Annotated in this window: 13 protein-coding genes and 4 pseudogenes; 11 read left to right on the top strand and 6 right to left on the bottom strand. The window is 61.9% G+C overall.

Annotated elements, in window-relative coordinates; all coding sequences use genetic code 11:
- Positions 1–336: 336 nt before the first annotated feature.
- A pseudogene (locus tag ACQB61_RS16275) lies at positions 337–2,780 on the top strand (methyl-accepting chemotaxis protein).
- Between the two features lie 302 nt (positions 2,781–3,082).
- On the opposite strand, the gene ACQB61_RS16270 reads toward ACQB61_RS16275, so the two are convergent.
- From ACQB61_RS16270 to ACQB61_RS16250, 5 genes and pseudogenes are all read right to left on the bottom strand, one after another.
- Complete coding sequence (locus tag ACQB61_RS16270; RefSeq protein ID WP_430513464.1) at positions 3,083–3,880, bottom strand: FAD binding domain-containing protein; 798 nt, start codon at positions 3,878–3,880, stop codon at positions 3,083–3,085.
- Between the two features lie 85 nt (positions 3,881–3,965).
- Positions 3,966–6,328 (bottom strand): annotated as a pseudogene (locus ACQB61_RS16265) (xanthine dehydrogenase family protein molybdopterin-binding subunit).
- Between the two features lie 195 nt (positions 6,329–6,523).
- The gene (locus tag ACQB61_RS16260) at positions 6,524–7,012 is read right to left on the bottom strand and encodes a (2Fe-2S)-binding protein (protein WP_430513463.1); all 489 of its coding nucleotides are present in this window, start codon (positions 7,010–7,012) and stop codon (positions 6,524–6,526) included.
- Between the two features lie 68 nt (positions 7,013–7,080).
- Complete coding sequence (locus ACQB61_RS16255; protein WP_430513462.1) at positions 7,081–7,782, bottom strand: SRPBCC family protein; 702 nt, start codon at positions 7,780–7,782, stop codon at positions 7,081–7,083.
- A gap of 375 nt (positions 7,783–8,157) precedes the next feature.
- Positions 8,158–9,126: a GAF domain-containing protein gene (locus ACQB61_RS16250; RefSeq protein WP_430513461.1), complete on the bottom strand. Its 969-nt coding sequence runs from the start codon at positions 9,124–9,126 to the stop codon at positions 8,158–8,160.
- Between the two features lie 236 nt (positions 9,127–9,362).
- On the opposite strand from ACQB61_RS16250, the pseudogene ACQB61_RS16245 reads away from it, so the two are divergent.
- From ACQB61_RS16245 to ACQB61_RS16215, 7 genes and pseudogenes are all read left to right on the top strand, one after another.
- Positions 9,363–10,381 (top strand): annotated as a pseudogene (locus ACQB61_RS16245) (class I SAM-dependent methyltransferase).
- Positions 10,382–10,398: 17 nt separating this feature from the next.
- Positions 10,399–11,211: a TrmH family RNA methyltransferase gene (locus ACQB61_RS16240; RefSeq protein WP_430514396.1), complete on the top strand. Its 813-nt coding sequence runs from the start codon at positions 10,399–10,401 to the stop codon at positions 11,209–11,211.
- 17 nt (positions 11,212–11,228) lie between these two features.
- Positions 11,229–12,083 (top strand): SDR family oxidoreductase, encoded by an 855-nt coding sequence (locus ACQB61_RS16235; RefSeq protein ID WP_430513460.1) that lies wholly within the window; start codon positions 11,229–11,231, stop codon positions 12,081–12,083.
- A gap of 189 nt (positions 12,084–12,272) precedes the next feature.
- Positions 12,273–12,881, top strand: coding sequence for a hypothetical protein (locus tag ACQB61_RS16230; protein ID WP_430513459.1), 609 nt, complete (start codon positions 12,273–12,275; stop codon positions 12,879–12,881).
- A 13-nt stretch (positions 12,882–12,894) separates the two neighbouring features.
- Positions 12,895–14,580, top strand: a complete 1,686-nt coding sequence (locus tag ACQB61_RS16225; protein WP_430513458.1) for a methyl-accepting chemotaxis protein — start codon at positions 12,895–12,897, stop codon at positions 14,578–14,580.
- Positions 14,581–15,106: 526 nt separating this feature from the next.
- A complete protein-coding gene (locus ACQB61_RS16220) occupies positions 15,107–16,291 on the top strand; it encodes a putative bifunctional diguanylate cyclase/phosphodiesterase (protein WP_430513457.1) in 1,185 nt (394 codons plus the stop codon).
- A 137-nt stretch (positions 16,292–16,428) separates the two neighbouring features.
- The gene (locus tag ACQB61_RS16215; RefSeq protein ID WP_019963447.1) at positions 16,429–16,629 is read left to right on the top strand and encodes a cold-shock protein; all 201 of its coding nucleotides are present in this window, start codon (positions 16,429–16,431) and stop codon (positions 16,627–16,629) included.
- A 179-nt stretch (positions 16,630–16,808) separates the two neighbouring features.
- On the opposite strand, the gene ACQB61_RS16210 is transcribed toward ACQB61_RS16215, so the two are convergent.
- Positions 16,809–17,279 carry an Lrp/AsnC ligand binding domain-containing protein gene (locus tag ACQB61_RS16210; RefSeq protein WP_430513456.1) on the bottom strand — a complete coding sequence of 157 codons (471 nt, stop codon included), beginning with the start codon at positions 17,277–17,279 and terminating at the stop codon, positions 16,809–16,811.
- 66 nt (positions 17,280–17,345) lie between these two features.
- Between ACQB61_RS16210 and putA the strand changes: the two are divergent.
- The 3 genes and pseudogenes from putA to ACQB61_RS16195 form a co-directional block, all read left to right on the top strand.
- Positions 17,346–20,523, top strand: a pseudogene (putA, locus tag ACQB61_RS16205) (bifunctional proline dehydrogenase/L-glutamate gamma-semialdehyde dehydrogenase PutA); the annotation flags it as partial.
- A gap of 137 nt (positions 20,524–20,660) precedes the next feature.
- The gene (locus ACQB61_RS16200) at positions 20,661–20,924 is read left to right on the top strand and encodes a type II toxin-antitoxin system ParD family antitoxin (protein ID WP_430513455.1); all 264 of its coding nucleotides are present in this window, start codon (positions 20,661–20,663) and stop codon (positions 20,922–20,924) included.
- 104 nt (positions 20,925–21,028) lie between these two features.
- Positions 21,029–21,223 carry a type II toxin-antitoxin system RelE/ParE family toxin gene (locus tag ACQB61_RS16195; RefSeq protein ID WP_430513454.1) on the top strand — a complete coding sequence of 65 codons (195 nt, stop codon included), beginning with the start codon at positions 21,029–21,031 and terminating at the stop codon, positions 21,221–21,223.

Raw genomic sequence — 21,223 nt, 5'->3', positions numbered from 1 at the left:
TAAGAATTTATCCCTGTCATTTTTTACAATAAAATCGCCATTTGGTCCCATCCGTTCCTGACGCAGGTGCAGTGCGGCTTCCTTGTTTGCAGGAGCTGCGAAGATTGGGCCTCTTCCCAAGTTTTTCTACTTATTTCACGTTTGAATCGGTATGTTTTCTTTGTTAATTAGATTTTTGATTTATGTCGTTACGTATATTCATGTATTTTCAAATGAAAATACATGAATAACGATTTGAATGTCATATAAATTTCATGATATTCAAGCTGCGGATTAAGATCCAGTTCACTCAATGATGTGATCCAGTGCGGCGGGAGATGAAATTCTTCGGAGCGAATGGATATCATGGGCAGACTATCCCTTTCCTTCACCAACCTCTCGTTCCTGTACAAGGTCTGGGGTGGCTTTGGTGCGATTCTGGTTCTGACCGCGCTTGTCGGAGGCGTTGGCATCGTCACGCTGACGGGTCTTTCGCAGCGCAGCGAGATTGCTGATGAGGCGTTGGCCACCATCACCGAGCTGAAGGCGCTGTCGGCGGCACGCGAAGCTTTCCTGCGGCAACCGGATGCAGACGGTGCGGTTCAGGTCACAGCGGCGCTCAGGTCTCTGGATGCGACGCTAGAGGGTCTTGCCAGATCACTTGTCAGCAATCCTCAGCCTCAGCAGAATGTTGCCGCTGCCCGTGGCATGGTCTCGGAATTCGGGGCGACATTCTCTTCTGTCGAACAGGACACCCAGTCCCTGAAGGACAAGCTGGACGTGATTGAGCGCGCAACGGCGCAGCTCGACAGTCTGACCCGCACCATTGCCAACGAGTTGCAGCGCCAGCAGCGTGATGCGGCGGATGCAGCCACGCTGAGCACCTCCTCTCAGGAAGACCTGCGTCAGCTCGGCCGGATTGCGCAGGACATGCAGGATCGCGTTGCCTTCCTTCATCCAATGTTCGGCATGGGGGCTGACTTCAAGCTGAATGAAGTGACGCCGGAGCTGCGTGTGCAGATCGCCGAAACGCTCGATACGATCAAGAGCCAGGCTGAAAAGCTTGAAGGCTCGCGGTTCAAGGTGGTGCCCGCCGGGTTGATGGAGCAGGCTTCTGCCCTGCATGCTGTTCTGCCGGTGATGCTGGACGAAACCAACCTCTTCAACCGCATGGGGCAGAAGAAGGAAGTGGCAGACCGGATCGGCGTCCTCACCACCCAGATCATGGAAGCCCGCTTTGCCATCTATGGTGCGCTGGACCGGGCACTGGACGATGCCAACGGGTTGCAGCAGAAGCTGGCCACTCTGACGCGGATCGGCCAGCAGGCGCTCGAAATCTCCGGTTCGATCTCCACCGTCAAGACGGACACCACGAGCTTCGTTGCGGATATGGGCGAGACAGATCCCAACGCTGTGGAAGCGGAAATTGATATGCTCAGCATGCATGCCATGCAGCTGGACGGCGCCTCTGCCTATGTGCCGGCCGCTGCCAGTGCAATCGGATCGATGCCGCAGGCCCTTGAGGATTATGCCAGCGCTTTCACGGCCATCCGTGATGCGAAGTCCAGTCTGGAGGCCAACCGGGCCGAACTGGACCGGCTGAGTGTGCAGCTGCAGGCCACGGCGACGGACCTTGCCAGAGCGCAGTCTGCGGCCAACCGGGCAGCCGGATACCGGGCAGTCACCACAATTGCCGTGTCGGTCATTGCCGCCGTCGCACTTGGCCTTGCTCTTGCCGTTGGCCTTAACCGCCTGATTACCCGCCCAATCCGCGCGATGACCTCTTTCATGCGCCGTCTGGCGGATGGTGACACCACGGCTGAGGTGCCCGGTCTTGGCCGAGGTGACGAAGTTGGCGGCATGGCTCAGGCGGTGCAGGTGTTCAAGGATAACGCACTGGAGCGGCTGCGGCTTGAGCATGAACGGGCCGCCAGCGAAGCGGTCAGCTTGGCCCGCCAGCAGAAAGTGGATGCGCTGATCTCCGGCTTCCGGGCCACAGCCCAGAACCTGATTGAAGCTGTCGGCAGCACGGCCGGCAATCTGGATGCGACCGCACATCGTCTCGCCGTCATTGCCCGCGAGAGCTCCGAGCGCGCCAGCCAGACGGCGGATGCCTCGGAAGCGGCGCTTGCTGGGATGGACAGTGCGGCAGCGGCGGCCGAGCAGCTCTCCATGTCCGTGCAGGAAATCGGCAATCAGGTTTCCCGCACCACCCAGGTGGTCAGCCGCGCCACGCATGCCACGCAGGAAACCAGCGCCAAGGTGGACGGGCTTGCGGCAGCAGCAGCCAAGATCGGTGAGGTGATCACCCTCATTCAGGCGATTGCTGCCCAGACCAACCTTCTCGCCCTGAACGCCACCATCGAAGCGGCGCGGGCAGGGAGGCCGGCAAGGGCTTTGCCGTGGTGGCGTCCGAGGTGAAAGAACTGGCCAACCAGACCTCAAAGGCAACCGAAGAAATCGCTGCACAGGTCAGCGCCATCCAGTCCGCCACCAGTGATTCCGTCGCCGCCATCACCGGCATCAGCGAGACAATGGGGCAGGTGGACAGCTATACCGGCGCCATCGCCTCGGCCATGACGCAGCAGAACTCGGCCACCTCGCATATCTCCCGCAGCGTGCGGCAGGTGGCGGACAGCTCGTCTGCTGTTGCTGGTAACATTCAGGAACTGTCTAACGCCGTTTCTGAAACCAGCAGCTCTGCCGACGTGCTGCTGGGCGCCTCTGAAGAGCTGAACAGCAAGACGCGCATGCTCAAGGAAGAAGTTGACCGCTTCCTCGCCGAAGTGGCGGCCGCGTGAGAGAGGGGAAGGAAGGCACCTCCTCGCTCTCCGAGGTCGCCCCGGCCAAGAAAAGCGCGAGCCGGGGTCCACTCGCCTGCAGAGCGGTGAGAGCAGCATCCGGCGGCGCTGCAAAGCTCCAGGGCAATGCGCTCAGGATGCGGAGCCCTCAGCAGACTTTGGCAACCCTCTGGAAATGAGTGAGCCCCGGGTCTTCACTGCGTTCGGCTCGGGGTGACGCCTTGTGTGCCTTGCTGTCCGGTTTTCTTTCGTACGAATGTGAAGCGGGGCAGTGCCCCGCCCCGCCCCGCTTAAGTCTTGCCTCAGGCCGCAGCAACAGCGCGCTTGGCCATCACGGTGACGAGGTTCGCCCGGTATTCGGCAGAGCCGTGGATGTCGGAGAGCATATCATCCGCCTCAAGGGCAATGCCTGCCACCGCATCTGCCGACCACTTTGCCGCCAGCGCTGCCTCCATGGCCTCTGCCCGGAACACGCCGCCCTGACCGGCGCCGGTAACGGCGACGCGCACCGAGCCATCCTTGTGGCGGGCAACGAAAACGCCAGCCATAGCGTAGCGGGAGGCCGGGTTCGGATATTTGGCGTAAGCCGACTTTTCCGGAACCTTGAAGCTGATGGCGGTGATGATCTCGCCGTCCTCCAGCGCCGTTTCAAACATGCCCACGAAGAAGTCCGCAGCGGCAATGTCACGCTTGTCCGTGTGGACGGTCGCATCCAGCGCCAGCACGGCGGAGGGGTAGTCCGCTGCCGGGTCGTTGTTGGCGACGGAACCGCCAATCGTGCCCATGTGACGCACATGCGGGTCGCCAATGCCGCCCGCAAGGCTGGCAAGGCCGGGGATCAGGCGGCGGACCAGATCGGAAGTGGCCACATCCGCATGTTTGGTGCCTGCACCGATGCGCAGCGTGCCGCCGCTTTCGGTGATGCCCTTCAGCTCGGCGATCTGGCCGATGTCCACCAAGTCGCTGGGTGCGGCAAGGCGTTGCTTCATGGTGGGGATCAGGGTCTGGCCACCGGCCAGCAGCTTGCCGTCATCCGCCTTGGCGATCAGGCTGGCAGCCTCCGTGACCGAAGCGGCCCGGTGATAGCTTGTCTCGTACATCGTGTTCGTTCTCCTCAAAGGAAAGCGTCAGAAGAGGGTAGAGCCGGGCGCCGCCATCGGGCGCGCCCGGTTCTGCCGTGTCAGATCACTCAGCCGCCAGAGGCTGGCTTGCGTTGCGGATCGCCTCCCACACCCGCTGGGGCGTGGCGGGCATGGCAAGGTCGCGAATGCCGAGCGCATCCGTGATGGCGTTGATGACAGCCGGAGGCGAGCCGATGGCGCCGGCCTCGCCGCAACCCTTCATGCCGAGCGGGTTGCCCGGGCAGATGGTCTCGGTCGTCAGCAGCGTGTAGGACGGCACATCATCGGCGCGCGGCATGGCGTAGTCCATGAAGGAGCCGGTCAGAAGCTGTCCGCCCTCGTCATAGGCTGCGTTTTCCAGCAGCGCCTGGCCGATGCCCTGCGTCAGCCCGCCATGCACCTGGCCTTCCACGATCATCGGATTGATGATCTTGCCGAAATCATCGGCGGCCACGAAGTTGACGATGGCGGTCTTGCCGGTCTCCGGATCTATCTCCACCTCGCAGACATAGGTGCCTGCGGGGAAGGTGAAGTTGGTGGGATCGTAGAATGCCCCTCCTTCAGCCCCGGTTCCATGCCAGCCGGGAGATTGTGAGCGGTGTAGGCGGCGAGTGCCACCTGGAAGAAGGGCAGGGACTTGTCGGTGCCGGCCACTTTCAGCTCGCCACCTTCAAACACCACATCGCCCTCGGCTGCTTCCATCAGATGCGCGGCGATCTTCTTGGCCTTGGCCTCCACCTTGTCCAGCGCCTTGACGATGGCCGACATGCCGACCGCGCCGGAGCGCGAACCATAGGTGCCCATGCCGAACTGGACCTTGTCCGTATCGCCATGAACGATGGACACAGTGTCCGTATCGACGCCGAAGCGCTCGGCCACAAGCTGGGCAAAGGTGGTTTCGTGGCCCTGGCCATGGCTATGCGAGCCGGTGAGCACCTCGATGGTACCGACCGGATTGACCCGCACTTCCGCCGACTCCCAAAGACCGACGCCTGCGCCCAGCGAGCCGACAGCCGCCGAAGGGGCAATGCCGCAGGCCTCAATGTAGCAGGACAGGCCGATGCCGCGCAGCTTGCCCTTACGGGCGGCTTCCGCTTTGCGGGCCGGGAAACCGGCATAGTCGATGGCCTTGAGCGCAGCGTCCAGCGTCGCGTCATAGTCGCCCGCGTCATAGCACATGATGACGGGTGTCTGATGCGGGAAGCTGCGGATGAAGTTGCGGCGGCGGAACTCGGCCGGGTCGAGCCCGACCTCACGCGCTGCCGTCTCCATGATGCGCTCGATCAGATAGGTGGCCTCAGGGCGCCCCGCACCACGATAGGCATCAACCGGTGTGGTGTTGGTGTAGACGGCCTTCACATTGCAGTGGATGGCCGGGATGTCATACTGGCCCGAAAGCAGCGTGGCGTAGAGATAGGTCGGAACGGAGGAGGAGAACAACGACATGTAGGCGCCGAGGTTCGCCACCGTGCTGACCCTGAGGCCGATGACCTTGTGATTGGCATCGAGGGCCAGCTCCGCATGGGAGCGGTGATCGCGGCCATGAGCATCGGTGAGGAAGGCTTCCGTGCGGTCGCAGACCCATTTCACCGGACGGCCCGTGCGCTTGGAGGCCCACAGGCAGACCATCTCTTCCGGGTAGATGTAGATCTTGGAGCCGAAACCACCGCCCACATCCGGCGCGATCACGCGCAGCTTGTGCTCGGGCGCGATGTTGTAGAAGGCGGAGAGCACCAGGCGCGCCACATGCGGGTTCTGCGATGTGGTGTGCAGGGTGAAATGCTCTTCGGCAGTGTCGTAGTCGGCCAGTGCGGCACGCGGCTCCATCGGGTTGGGCACCAGCCGGTTGTTGGTGATGTCCATCCGCGTCACATGGGCGGCCTTTTCGAAGGCGGCATTGGTGGCCGCCTCATCGCCGATCACCCAGTCGTAGATCAGGTTGCCCGGCGCTTCCGGGTGCAGCTGCGGCGCGCCCGGCTCGAGAGCTGCCACCGGATCAATCACCACCGGCAGCTCCTCATAGGACACCTGCACGGCTTCGGCGGCATCGCGGGCCTGGCCCAGCGTCTCGGCGATGACCACGGCCACCGCCTGACCGGCATAGCGCACGGTTTCCGGCTCCAGCGCGCGCCAGGCGCCCATCTTCATCGGGCTGCCGTCGCGCGAGTGGATCATCCAGCCGCAGATCAGATTGCCAACGCCATCCCCCACCAGCTGCTCGCCGGTCAGCACTGCCTCGACGCCTTCCATCTCCAGCGCGGCGCTGGCGTCGATGCCGGTGATGCGGGCGTGGGCGTGGGGCGACCGCACGAAGGCCGCATAGGTCATGCGCGGTGCGGTCATGTCATCGGTATACCGGCCCTTGCCGGTGATGAAACGCTTGTCTTCCTTGCGCAGCGCACGTGCGCCAATGCCTTGAACTCCCATGGCATAACTCCCTCAGACAGGTTTCCTGCCAGGCCTTTGCCCGCAGGCCGTTTCCGTGTTCCGCAGGGCCGGACGCCGCCTCCTCACGGCATGTGTCCGGCCTTCGGCTTGTCATGTGCCGTGCAGGTTTCGCGTCCGCACGGATGGGGATGCTCGGCGGCGCCTTGAGAGGCTCAAGCGCCGCAAGGGCTGGTCTTATTCGGCAGCAGTCCGCATGCCGGCCATCTGGTCGGCAGCCGCCTTGATGGCCTTGACGATGTTGTGATAGCCGGTGCAGCGGCAGATGTTGCCCTCCAGCTCGTGGCGGATGGTGGCTTCATCCAGATTTGCGCCATGCCGCTCGATCATATCCACGGCGGCCATGATCATGCCGGGGGTGCAGAAACCGCACTGCAGGCCGTGATGCTCGCGGAAGGCTGCCTGCACGGGGTGCAGTTCATTGCCATTGGCAAGGCCTTCGATGGTGGTCACCGTGGCCCCTTCCGCCTGCGCGGCCAGCATGGTGCAGGACTTCACGGCCTTGCCATTCACATGCACCACGCAAGCCCCGCATTGGGACGTGTCGCAGCCCACATGGGTGCCGGTCAGGCCCTGCGCCTCGCGCAGGTAGTGAACGAGCAGAGTCCGGTCTTCGACAGCGGCCGAGACCTTCTTGCCGTTCACGGTCATTGACACTTTTGCCATTCATACCTCCCTCAATTGTTCCCGCTCTCCGGTCGCGTCACCAGCGGGGAAATCGTATCTCATGCTCCTCATATGCTCATGACGGCGAGGATGATGATCACCACCGCCAGTGCGGCAAGGCCCCAGACCATGGGGCCGCCATAGCTTCCCTTCGCCGCCGCAACCTCGACTGTCTCCTCAGCCTCATGCACGGCGTGTCCGATTTTCTTTTCCACGTCCTCGACAGCATGGACCACGGCGTCACCTGCGTGCTCCATGGCCAGCGTCCGGGCTTCTTCCAGCGTGCCCGCGTCAGGCTCGCCATCCTCGGCCGTTTCTGTGGCTGCGGCGTTTCCGGCAACCATCTGCGAGAAGTTGCCGAAGAACTCATCGGCCATCTTGCGGGCGGTGCTGTCGATCAGGCGGCTGCCCAGCTGGGCCAGCTTGCCGCCGACCTGTGCTTTCACGGTGTAGCTGAGGATGGTGTCCCCGCCGTCTTCGGCAAGGTGCACATCAGCGGAACCTTTTGCAAAACCGGCGACGCCGCCCTTGCCCTCTCCGGCAATGGTATAGCTTTCCGGCGGATTGAGGTTCTCAAGCGTGACTGCGCCCTGGAACTTGGCCTTCACAGGACCGATCTTGGCAGTGACGGCTGCCGTCATTTCCGTGGGCGAGGTCATCTCCAGGCTGTCGCAGCCAGGAATGCATGCTTTCAGCACGTCCGGATCGTTCAGGGCATTCCAGACATCGGTGCGCGGTGCCGGGATGCGGTATTCCCCTGTCATGTCCATTGTGTTTCGTGCCTCTCTCTCCTTGGGGGCAGGCTTGCCGCAGCTCTGGCGCCTGCGATGGCTCTCCATCCACATGCCGTCCGCAGTCTGCTCTTCCCATATGGCTCTTGTCTTGCGTCTTCCCAAGGGTGCCGGACTGGAACGCAGCTGGCAAGCCCATGGAGAGAAAGAAGAAAGATTGAGGCCAGAGCCGGGTAGACGTCACTTTCGCGCGTCCTGTCTGCCCCGTGCGGCCTTGCGCTCCTCCCTGAGCTGCCGGGCTGCCACCTGCCCGGCAAGGACCCGAAGTGTGCGCCGCTCCTGTTTAAGGGAAAAGACCTGCGCGGCAATAAAGCATGCCGGATCTGTCGCAGATTTGAGACAGGTGCGGGAGTGTCAGCCGTCGAGGCCGAACACGCCCATCTTGCGGTACATGGTGGCCCGGCTGATGCCAAGGTCTCGGGCGGCGGCCGAAACATTGCCTTTCGCCCTGGCGAGCGCCCGGCGCAGCGCGGCCTTTTCCGCCGCGCGAGGGTCTTCCTCCGCAACGGTGCCGAGATAGGCGGCGGCGCCTGGAGCAGAGGCGAGAACGGCGTCGGTCAGGCCAAGCGTCTTGCGGGCAAGACGGGTCGCACCGGTGATTACATCATCGGGATCCAGCGCCAGAAGAGAGACGCCGCCGTGTCCGTGTCCCTTGGCCACGACAATCCGGCAGCCAGGGTAGGCCATCCGGAACAGGTCGCTCTCCATGGCCCGGGCGCTTTCCGTGACCACCATCCCGAGCACCTGCGCATAGGGGAGGGTGAGGTCGCGCCTGCAACTGGAAATGTCCAGCACTGCGGCAAGGTCGCCAAGATGATCGAAGATCGGCGCGGCAATGCAGCTTATTTCCGTGTTGCTGACGCGGAAGTGCTGATCCTGGTGCACGATGACCGGCCGCTTCTCGATGGCACAGGTGCCAATGCCGTTGGTGCCTTGCTGCGCCTCGCTCCAGACACCGCCTGCCGTCAGGCCCCAGCGGGCAAATTCGCTCTGATCACCTGGCGCTTCGCGGGTCTCCAGTAACAGGCCATCCCTGTCACTCAGCAGGATGCTGCAGCCGCTGGGCGCAAGCGTTGCATTCAGCCTGTCCAGGGTAGGCACGGCGATCTCGAGCAGGCTTCCCATCCGGTCGCGCGCTTGCGCAAGCGTCTGCTCCTCCACCCGCTCGGCAGGCCGGTCCATGTTGGGGTCAAGGCCGTGATACAACATCGAGCGGCGCCAGGAAGCAGCGACAAGCGAATGCGCCGCGCAGCCGTTGTTATCGACCGTTTCCCGCACCCTGTCAGCGTGCCTGCGCATGGGATCATGAGAACCCGGCAGCATCTAATCCTCCCCGACATGATGCTTCAATCACCCTGTATGGGCGCAGCCGATCAAATTCGCACCAGGTTGTCAAAGTAATTTCTGTAGGAATTTCAATCTCAAGTCCAGTCAGCTATGTCCCTTAGGGCAGTTTTCGCAGGGCGCATAAATCAGGGCTAGCCGATTGACCGCAGGCCCGCTCCGCCCTAATGGCTGAGACTATACCGTGTTATCGAGACTTCCGGAAAGTTTTGCCCGTGGCCCAGGCCCCTCAAACCCCGCAAAAGCCCGCCGCCGCCGTTGATACCGGCCATGCCTCCTTGCCAGAGCGCGGGGCTGCCGTTTCTGCTGCGGCCCGTCCGGGGCTGCCGCCCGCGGCCCGCTGGCCGGTGATCCTCGAAACGGCCGGGTGGAAGGACTATGCCCTGCTGGACATGGGGCGCGGGCAGAAGCTGGAGCGCTATGGCCGCTTTACCGTTGTCCGGCCAGAGCCGCAGGCTATGGGCCTGCCTCGCCTCAAGCAGTCTGTGTGGGACAGGGCGGACGCGGTCTTTACCGGCGACGTTGACGAAGAAGGCCCAGGCCGCTGGAAGTTCGCTGGCAGCGTGCCCGAGACCTGGGAAATGGCCTACGGCCCCGCGCGCTATCTCGGCCGCTTCATGTCCTTCCGCCATGTGGGCGTGTTTCCTGAGCAGGCCCCACACTGGGACTGGGTAATGGAGAAGGTTCGCGCGGCACGCGCCGCCGAACCCGGCCGTCAGGTCAAGGTTCTGAACCTTTTCGGCTACACTGGCCTTGCCTCGCTGCTGCCGGCTGCGGCTGGCGCTCATGTCACCCATGTGGATGCTTCGAAGAAGGCGATCGCCTACGCCCGTGAAAATCAGGACCTCTCCGGCCTTGGCGATCTGCCCATCCGCTGGATCCTGGAAGATGCCAGCAAGTTCGTGGCGCGCGAAGTGCGGCGCGGCAGCACTTATGACGGCATCATCCTGGATCCGCCGAAATATGGCCGCGGGCCAAAGGGCGAAGTCTGGGATCTGTTCGTCAACCTGCCTGAAATGCTGGACATGCTGCGCCAGCTGCTGTCTCCCAACGCCCTGTTCATGATCCTGACGGCCTATGCCATCCGTGCATCGTTCCTCTCCGTCCATGAGCTGATGGCTGAAACCCTGTCGAAGCAGGGGGCCTGCTGGAATCCGGCGAGCTTGTCATCCGCGAGGAAAAGGGCGAGCGCTGCCTGTCCACATCCCTCTTTTCCCGCTGGAGCGGCGCATGAGCGAGCAAAGACCCCGCATGGGGGCGGTGAAGCAGATCACCAGCCATTCCAACCCCATCATCAAGGAGATCAAGGGCCTCGTCACGCTGCGCAAGCACCGGACGCAATCCGGTCTCTTCGTGGCGGAAGGGCTCAAGCTGGCAACGGATGCGCTCGATGCGGGCTGGACCGTTCGCTATCTGGCGCTCGGCCCGGAAGCGCGTGAAAATCCGATCGCACAGAAGGCGGCAGCCACGGCCAAATCACGCGGCGCGCTGATCCTTGAGGTGAATACGCCCATTCTTGAGGCCATCACCCGCAAGGAGAACCCGCAGATGGTGGTGGGCGTCTATGAGCAGCAGCTGACGCCGCTGGACCGCATTGACCCGGCCCAGTCCACCGTCTGGATTGCCCTCGACCGGGTGCGTGATCCGGGCAATCTGGGCACGATCATCCGCACGGCTGACGCGGTGGGGGCTTCCGGCGTGATCCTCATCGGCGACTGTACCGATCCCTTCGCGGTGGAAGCCGTGCGTGCCACCATGGGCTCGCTCTTCCATGTGCCGCTGGTCAAGACCTCCGCCGAGGCCTTCAAGGCCGTGATGGCCAAGTGGCCGGGCACTGTGGCTGGCACCCACCTTGCCGGTTCCGTCGATTACCGCACGGTGGATTACCGGGAACCGGCGCTGCTCGTGATGGGCAACGAGCAGCAGGGCCTTTCCGATGATCTGGCGGCCGCCTGCAAGACGCTGGTGCGCATTCCGCAGGCTGGTCAGGCCGATAGCCTCAATCTGGCCGTCGCCACCGGCATCACGCTTTACGAGATCCGCCGCAAGAAACTCAGCCTCTGACCATCCGGGAGACACCCATGCGCCTGTTCATCTTCGGAGTCGGCTATTCCTCGAAGGCTTTTGTTGAGCGCATCCGGCACCGCTGCAGCTGGATCGGCGGTACCACGCGATCCGGGGCCAAGGCAGAGCAGCTGAAGGCGCTGGGCGTCCAGCCGTTTCTTTTTGACGGCAGGCAGCCGGGTGAGGGTATCGGCGCGGCATTGGCCAGCGCGACCCACATTCTCCAGTCCATTGCACCGGATGAGGCCGGTGATCCGGTTCTGCTCCATCACGGCGCTGATGTTGCCAGAGGCCGCCCGCAGTGGATTGGCTATCTTTCCACCGTCGGTGTCTACGGCGACCATGATGGCGCCTGGGTGGACGAAGACACGCCCTGCCGCCCGGTGTCGCGCCGGTCAGTGCAGCGAGTGGCCGCCGAAAACGCCTGGCTGGAGTTTTCGGCACAGGAGGATTTGCCGGTGCAGATCTTCCGTCTGTCAGGTATCTACGGGCCGGGCCGCAATGCGCTCGTGAACCTGCGTGAGGGTACGGCCAGACGGCTTGTTAAGCCGGGTCAGGTGTTCAACCGCATCCGTGTCGAGGACATTGCCGGTGCGCTTGAAGCATCCCTCGAGCGGCCAAACACCCGGATTTACAATGTGACCGATGATGAACCCGCGCCGCCGCAGGATGTGGTTGCCTATGCTGCAGAAATCATGGGAGTACAACCACCGCCGGAACAGGATTTCGAAACGGCGGAACTGTCACAAATGGCTCGTTCATTTTATGGTGAGAACAAGCGTGTTTCAAACGAGCGTATCAAGCGCGAACTAGGGTATCAGTTGCTTTACCGGGATTATAGAATTTCCTTACGTAATTTGCTGAACGATTGAGTATTGTCATATTTTACAATGGATTGATCCTGGAAATTGTATGCAAATTTGATCTTGTTGACTTCAGATTGAGTATTCTTGACCAGATGTGCTCTTATTTTGGTCGGCCTGTTCTTTCGTTGAGCAGTTTCATTCATTCTTAACGCGCTTCTTTCAGTCTCGTGAAAATAAAAATATACGAGGCATGACATGAAGTACCTCTACGCAGCCCCACTTCTAGGACTGGCTGCATTCGGGTTGCAGGCTGCGGCGCAGCCCGCAGTGCCGGATACGGCTGCGCTCATCACGCCGGCGGTGATCGAGGAGATCAGGACGGCGCTGCAAAACCCCATTGTTCCTCTGTCCATCAAGGCGCAGAACCAGTTGCGCGGAAAGCTCGCGCAGACGGATATTGAGGCGCTGGACAAGCAGTGGGTTGCCGAGCGTGAGGGATCCGACAAGCCCTTGATTTCTGCAACCCTTTCGGCACCGCTTTCGATCTATCTCTTGCGTGTGCAGGCTGGCAGCCTCGGGCTCTATGCCGAGATGTTCGTGATGGATGCGAACGGCCTGAACGTAGGGCAGAGCAGTATCACCGGCGACTACTGGCAAGGTGATGAGGCGAAGTTTCAGAAGACGTTTCCGCTTGGCGCCGATGTCGTTTTCGTTGATGAGGCAGAATGGGATGAGGAGCGCAAGATCTGGGTCACGCAGGTCAACATGACGCTGACAGATCCGGATGGTGGAAAGCCCATCGGGGCCGCCACGATCGACCTCAACCTGACCGAACTGCAGCGCCGATCCGGCACAGGCAGCTGACAGGAGGCAAGACATGCTCAAGAATATTTCTGTCACGCAGAAAGGGATCCTGGCATTTGCGGGCCTCTCCCTGATTAGCGCCATTGCCGGGTTTACGACCTACCAGAAAACCGTAGAAGTCAGCCACACCGTCTCAATAGTAGCTGACTTGAACGAGACCGTGTCGGAAATCGATAAGCTCAACGGTCTGATCATCGAACAGAATCTCGACCTCAAGACGTTTCTTCTGACAGGTGACCGGGATTGGCTGCGCCTGTCCGAGGAGAAGTCTCCCGAGATCACCACTGCATTGTCGGGCATTCGCGAGCATGTGGCTGTTCTTGTTCCGGCTGCTGTTCCGCTGGCCGATGAGGTGCAGTCCGCCTGGTCCGATTGGCAGTCCGGCTTTGTGGCGGTGCAGGTTCAGAACATGCGCACACCGGAAACAGTTGATCTTGCGCGGGCGATGGAACTGACAGGTGAAGGCCGCGCCTTGCATGCGCGTGCCGCAGACGGCATCCACAAGCTGGAAGAGGCGCTGAATGCGGCCACAAGGCAGCTTGGGGCGGAGGAAGAGGCGGCACTTTCGTCTGCCCGGATGATCTCCCTTGGCAGTGCCGGGCTGATGCTGGTTGTCGCGCTCGTGTTCGGCTTCCTCAACTACCAGCTGGTGTCACGTCCATTGAAGTCACTGTCTGTCGTGCTCGGGCGGCTTGCCAGCGGTGATCTGACTGCACAGGCAAAACTGGGTGACCGGCGCGACGAGATTGGCGACATGGCCAGTGCCATGGAGATCTTCCGTGAAAACATGTTGCGGACCCGTGACCTTGAAGCCGCTGCAGAGCACCAGCGCGCGGAAGCTGAGGAAGCGCGCAAACGCGGCATGGGAGAGGTTGCCAGTTCCTTCGAGCAAGCCGTGCTCTCCATCTCCGACGAGATGATTGGCGGGCTGACAAACCTCAAGGGTACGGCCTCTTCTCTGGCGTCCATCGCCAGCGAGACAAACAGTCAGGCTGCGTCCGTTGCCGAGGCATCCCAGCACACGACGAACAACGTCAACACCGTTGCCAGTGCCACGGAAGAGCTTTCTGCCTCCATCGCCGAGATCAACGAGCAGGTGCACTCTGCCTCAAAGGTTGCAGCCAAGGCAGAGACTGAAGTTGACCGGTCCAATCAGGCGGTTGGAAAGCTGCAGGATGTGGTGGTGCGCATCGGCGATGTGACGCGTCTTATCAACGACATCGCCAATCAGACCAACCTGCTGGCCCTGAATGCCACCATCGAGGCAGCCCGCGCGGGTGAGGCTGGCCGTGGCTTCGCGGTTGTCGCCAGCGAGGTGAAGGCACTGGCCGAGCAGACCGCCAAGGCGACCGAAGAAATTGACAGCCAGATCTCCGAGATGCGCGCAGCTGCGTCGGAGTCAATTGAAGCAACCGCCGCTGTTGCGGAAATGGTGAAGCTGATTTCCGAACGCACCACGGCGATGGCTGCGGCGACCGAGCAGCAGAACGCAGCTACCAACGAGATTGCCCGCAACGTCTCGCAGGCAGCCAGCAGCACCCATGGCGTGACAGACTCCATCGGCACCGTCAGTGCATCCGCACAGCAAACCGGCGCCATCAGTGAGGACATGCGTCATGCCATTGAGGATCTTCATGACCGCTCTGCCCGCATGCGGCAGGCGATGACGGACTTCCTCAATCAGGTTCGCGCAGCCTGATAGTATGAGCCAAAAATGGTACGGCCGGGCAGAGACGCCCGGCCGTTTTCATGTGGGGGATGCCACCCGCTCTGGCTGGTCTAATTGCGGGTTGTGTTTTGTTTAAAAGTTGTATTTTTCCCATCCATGGAATAGCTGGTAAGTTCTTGGGTGAACGTTGAATAGTCAAAATATTGATTAGAATTTTAAATAAAATCTGCGATGATCTGAAGCTGGCCAAGTCAGATGTTTCGAGCTGGGCGCCGAAAGGACAGCACAATACACGTATTCGAAGTGTGGTGCTGGTTGGCGGGTTGGTAACATGTGTCATCAGCTCTACGTGGGCTGTTCATTCCCTCATGTTGGGGGCGGTTCCCAATTCTGTCTGGATCTTCTTTTCCGCCCTCACCGGACTGGTGATGGCGGCACTTGCGTTTGCCAACCGGCTGCGTGCGGCGTCGATGATCATGGCACATGCTCTGCTGGCTGTTGTTTTTTGGCCAGCCTGTTTGACATGCCTCCCGAAGGTCTCCCCAGATCGATTCACATGAGTTTCCTGCCGGTGATCGCTGCGACCTTCCTGATCTTCCAGAATGAGGGCCGGTATCTGCGGTTGTTTCTGCCGCTGCTGGGCGTTCTGGCCTTTACGGTCTTTTCCCTGGATGCGGCTCCCAGGTTTCTGCCTGAGCTGGCAACACCCAGTGCGGGGCACCCTGTCACTGTCTGGGTGAATACAATTACAGGTGTTGTCAGCACCTGTGCCGTGGTTGCTCTGCTACAGACAAATCTGAATGCGAGCCGCGCCATGGAGAGCGAAATCCGCCATGCGATCGCAAAGGGCGAGTTCTATCTCCAATATCAGCCTCAGGTGGATTCAGCCGGCCGGATACAAGGCGCCGAAGCGCTGCTGCGCTGGAAGCACGGCAAGAAAGGCAATATTCCGCCAAGTGAGTTCATCGCGCTTGCCGAGGAGACGGGACTGATCATTCCCATCGGCGAATGGGTGCTGCGGACGGCCTGTGCCCAGCTTGCGGCATGGGCTGCCTCTCCCCTGACAGCGCAGCTGACCGTTTCCGTCAATGTCAGCGCCTCGCAGTTCCGTCAGCCGGATTTCGTCGAGCAGGTTCGCAGTATCTTGCGGCTGAGCGGGGCGTGCCCGGAGCTTTTGAAGCTGGAGCTGACCGAGAGCGCGCTTGCCGAAGATGCGGCGGTTGTCTGCGGCAAGATGCGGGCGCTCAAGGAACTGGGCATCAGCTGGTCGTTGGATGACTTCGGCACGGGCTACTCCTCGCTTAGCTCCTTGAAGCAGCTGCCGTTTGATCAGCTGAAGATCGACCAGTCCTTTGTCAGGGATCTCCTGAGCGATGACCGCAACCTTGCGATCGTGAGCACCATTCTGACGCTTGGTCAGAGCCTCGGGCTGGAGATCATCGCCGAGGGGTCGAGACACAGGCGCAGTTCGAGCTGCTGCATGAAGCTGGATGTTTCAGCTTCCAGGGCTTTCTGTTCAGCCGCCCGGTATCTGCAAGCAGTCTTGCGGATTGCATCGAGGAAGGCCTGCGAGGTGTACGCGCTATCGTTCCGGATTCTGCACCTATGCGCGCGGCGGAGCTCGCCACCACTTGACATTGCCCCTCTCAAGGCCCATCTGTGTATCCGTGCAGCAATGCCGCAGCCTGCAATAGGATGCGGAGAAGAGGCCGTTAGGCTTCTGTTAACCACGCAAGTGTGAAGCTGACACAAGGCAGCCACCAGTCATTCCTGACCAGAGGTGGCGATCCTCCAATGACAACTGTCATCGAGCCGTCGAAAAAGCCAGCTATAGAGCTGGCCGATGACCTGTGATGTGACGTGAAGAAAGAAGAAAAAATGGACCACGGAAACGTAAAGTGGTTCGACATGCACCGGGGAATTGGTGCGATCGAACCTCAGGAAGGGGACGATGTCCTCGTTGATCTGGCGAGCCTGCGCCGCTCTGGCATTGGCAGCCTGCATGAAGGCCAGCTTGTTGCCTTCGACATGGCCTTCCGCGCTGGCCGCAGCATGGCCGAACATGTGAAAGTGCTGTAAGCCGCTCTACCCCGCGGCTTGCAGCTTGTTCCTTGCCCGCGCGTTTCTGCCTGCGGATGGATGACGTTTCTGGAAGACGGACTGATGCAACGTTCGCCCGGAAATGCCTGCAGGGCTACCATCTGAAACGCGCAAGGCTTCCTACGGCGGTCTCACCGGCCGCCGCCAAACCTCCCCTCTCAAATCGGCAGAACGTGGGTGTCCTTGACATCCTCCATCACCGCGTAGGTGTGCGTTTCGCGCACGCCCGGCAGGTTCAGGATCACCTCTGCCAGAAACTGCCGGTAATGGGTCATGTCGCGCACGCGGCTTTTGATGAGATAGTCAAAGCCGCCCGCGACCATGTGGCATTCCAGCACCTCCGGAGACCGGGCGACGGCAGCGGCAAAAGCGTCGAACACATCCGCCGTCGTCTTGTCCAGCTTCACCTCCACGAACACCAGCAGCCCGAGATTGAGCTTTTGCGGGTTCAGCTCTGCGGTGAAGCGCAGGATGTAGCCGTCGCGGATCAGCCGCTTCATCCGCTCCGAGGTGGCGGTGGCGGACAGGCCGATCTTTTCGGCCAGATCCGTGTTGGTGATCCTCCCATCCTCCTGCAACGCTCCCAGGATTTTACGGTCAATGCGGTCAAGATCCGGAATATTCTCCATCGGGCGGCCTTATTTCAAGAAAATGTCAGGTTTGATAGCCTGTCTTTGGCGAAAACAAAAGAAGGAATGCAGGTAATCTGGTGGAAAGCCCTGTTGCGCCTTGCGCCTGCCGGAGATCCGATCTTGAAGCCTGTGTCTGTCCCGCTTGCCCCCGCTCTCCTTGCTTCCCCTTTCCGTGCGGAATTCGCTCCCGATGATGGCGCACTGGTGCGCCGCATGCTGGCCGAAACCCGGCTTGCCGCTGATGCGGAAGCTCGGATCGACGCAAAGGCCACGGCCTATATCGAGGACATGCGCGGTGCGCGCTCCGGCCTTGGTGGCGTCGAAGACTTCATGCGGGAGTTCGGCCTGACCACCCGCGAGGGCCTTGCCATGATGGTGCTGGCCGAGGCGCTGCTGCGCGTGCCGGATGCGGCGACTGCCGACAAGCTGATCGAGGACAAGCTGGCCGCCGCGAAATTCGGCGAAGGAGAAGGGCGCAAGTCCGACACATGGCTTGTTTCTGCCTCATCCTGGGCGCTGGGCGTCACCTCGCGGCTGCTGCATCCGGGCGATACGCCGGACAGCATCCTCACCAGCCTCGTGCGCCGGATTGGCATGCCGGCTGTGCGCACGGCAACGCGGCAGGCCATGCGCCTGCTTGGCCATCAGTTCGTGCTGGGCGAAACCATCGAGGATGCGCTGAAGCGGGCCAAGGTGCTGGAGCCGAAGGGCTACCGTTTCTCCTATGACATGCTGGGGGAAGGTGCGCGCACACAAGCCGATGCGGAACGCTACTTCCGCTCCTATGCCGCTGCCATCGAGGCCATCGGCAAGGCAGCCGGGTCCCGCCCCCTGCCGGACCGGCCGGGCATCTCCGTCAAGCTTTCGGCGCTGCATCCGCGTTATGAGGCGGTGAAGGAAGAGCGGGTGATGAGCGAACTGCTGCCCCGCGTGCTCGACCTTGCTCGGATGGCCCGCGCCCATGATCTCAACTTCACCATCGACGCGGAAGAGGCCGACCGGTTGGAACTGTCTATGGACCTGATTTCGCGGCTTGTGGCTGACCCGGTGCTGGACGGTTGGAGTGGTTTCGGCCTTGCGGTGCAGGCCTATCAAAAGCGCGGGCAGGAGGTCATTAGCTGGCTTATTGATCTGGCACGCCTTCACAACCGCCGCCTGATGGTGCGCCTCGTCAAGGGCGCTTACTGGGATACGGAGATCAAGCGCGCGCAGGAGCGGGGCTGGCAGACTATCCCGTCTTCACCCGCAAGGCCGCGACGGACCTGTCCTATCTCGCCTGTGCCCGCCGCCTGCTGGCGGCGCGGGACGTCATCTATCCGCAATTCGCCACCCACAATGCGCTCACCGTTGCCCAGATTCAGGAGATGGCAGGAAAGCCGGAGGGCTTCGAGTTCCAGCGCCTGCATGGCATGGGCGAAAGCCTCTACAAGGCCGTGGTGGAGCGCGATGGCTATCCCTGCCGCATTTATGCACCCGTTGGTGGTCACAAGGATTTGCTGGCCTATCTGGTGCGCCGCCTGCTGGAAAATGGTGCCAATTCCTCCTTCGTCTCCATCGTGGGCGATGCCAGCATTCCCGCAGAAGACCTTCTGAAGCGCCCGGCGGAACTGCTGGAAGGCGGTGAGCGGCCCCGCAACCGCTCCATCGCGCTGCCCGCAGATCTCTATGCTCCCAGCCGCCGCAATGCTGCCGGGCTAGAGCTGGGCGTGGAGACAGAGCGCAACGCGCTGCTTTCCGGCATGGCCCGCCAGAGCTTCCCGGCCGTCACCGCCCGCCCGCTTGTGCCGGGCCATGATGCTACCGCCCGCCCGCGTGCCCTCCTTTCCCCCATTGACGGCAGCCTTGTGGCCGGTGAAGTGACCGAGGCTGACGCCAGGCTGGCAGCTGCAGCCATGGAGGTTGCGGCCAAGGGCTTTGAGAGCTGGTCCCGCACGCCGGTGGAAGACCGCGCTGCCGCGCTCGACCGGATGGCGGATCTGATGGAAGAAAACCGCGACCGGTTGATGGCGCTTCTGGCCGTGGAAGCCGGCAAGACCCTGCCGGATGGCATTGCCGAAATCCGCGAGGCGGTGGATTTCTGCCGCTACTATGCTGCCGAGGCGCGCGGGCTCTTCGGCGAAGGCCGCCTGATGCCCGGCCCCACGGGCGAGGAAAACCGCTACCGCCTGCGCGGACGCGGCGTCTTCGTCTGCATTTCGCCCTGGAATTTTCCGCTCGCCATCTTCCTCGGTCAAGTGGCCGCCGCGCTTGTTGCGGGCAATGCAGTGGTGGCCAAGCCTGCCGAACAGACGCCGCTGATTGCCCATGAGGCCGTCCGCCTGTTCCATGCCGCTGGAGTGCCGGAAACCGCGCTGCTCTATGTGCCAGGCGATGGATCGGTGGGCGCGGCGCTGACGTCCCATTCCAAGGTCGCGGGCGTAGCCTTCACGGGCTCCACGGAAACGGCTTGGGCGATCAACGGCACGCTCGCCGCACGGCGCGGGCCCATCGTGCCGCTAATTGCGGAAACCGGCGGCATCAACGCCATGCTGGTGGATGCCACGGCGCTGCCAGAACAGGTCTGCGATGATGTGGTCACGTCAGCCTTCCGCTCCGCCGGGCAGCGCTGCTCGGCCCTGCGGCTCTTGTTCCTGCAGGAGGATGTGGCGGACCATCTGCTGGAAATGATCGAAGGCGCGGCGCGGGAACTCACCCTCGGCGACGCGCGCCTTGCTGAAACCGATATCGGCCCGGTGATTGACCGTGAAGCGCGGGACAACATCCTCACGCATGTGCGGGTGATGGAATCGGCCGGGCGGCTGAAATTCTCCGGCAAGGAGCCGGACGTGACCCTCGCGGGCGGCACCTATGTGGCCCCGCAGATCATTGAGCTGGAACGGCCCGAGGACCTGACGCGGGAAGTCTTCGGCCCGGTGCTGCATGTGGTGCGCTACAAGGCAAAGGACTTCGGCGCCATGCTGGAAAAGATCGCCGCCTCAGGCTACGGCCTGACGCTCGGCGTCCATTCCCGCATCGACGCCACGGTGAAGCAGGTTGTGGACCGGCTGCCGGTGGGCAATGTCTACGTCAACCGCAACATCATCGGCGCCGTCGTCGGCACCCAGCCCTTCGGCGGCGCGGGCCTCTCCGGCACCGGCCCCAAGGCTGGCGGCCCGGCCTATCTGCAGCGCTTCGCCCTCGAACAGGTCATCTCCTCAACACCGCCGCCTCCGGCGGCAATGCCAGCCTGCTGGCCCATTCGGGGAGTAGGGGGAGCGTCATGTGTCTCCCGGCGAGCTTGAGCTTTTCCGTGCCTGCCATAAAACGCTCCCTCTGGCATTGCTGCCAATCGGCATCATAAGTATGATGATGTATGATGATGCTGCAGGAGTTTCCGTCATGGGCGCTGTCGAACGAATGACGATCACTGTACCGGCTGAAATGGCCGAAACCCTGCGTCAGACGGTGGCGGCGGGTGAATATGCCTCGACCAGCGAAGTGGTCCGGGAGGCTCTTCGTGCCTGGACGCGGAGCCGGGATGCAGAGCGGAAGGAACTGGAGGCTTTGCGGGAGGCGATCAAGGCGGGGCTGGACAGCGGACCAGGCATCCCGGCGGATCAGGTGTTCGCAGAGCTTCGTGCAAGATATGCGATGAAGCCCTGATTCATGGCGCGGCTGATCATCCTGCCGGCCGCCATGGCCGATCTGATCGAGATCGGTGACTTCATCGCCCACGACAATCCTGCCCGAGCCCAGTCCTTTGTTTTGTGGCCGAGATCGAAGCCAGGATGCGTCAGGCCGCTGAACGCCCGGACAGTTTCCCTACCCGGGACGATCTTTGCAAGGGGCTGCGTTCAGCCAGGCATGGGCGCTATCTGATTTTCTTTCTCGATGCTGGTGAGGAGGTGCAGGTTGTCCGGGTTCTCCACGCCATGCGCGATCTGCCGGACCTGCTGGGCTGA

Source organism: Pannonibacter phragmitetus (genome assembly GCF_050510895.1).
Taxonomy (GTDB): Bacteria; Pseudomonadota; Alphaproteobacteria; order Rhizobiales; family Stappiaceae; genus Pannonibacter; species Pannonibacter phragmitetus_B.
The sequence above is the reverse complement of the archived record's forward strand: the minus strand, read 5'-3'. Positions and strand labels throughout refer to the sequence as shown.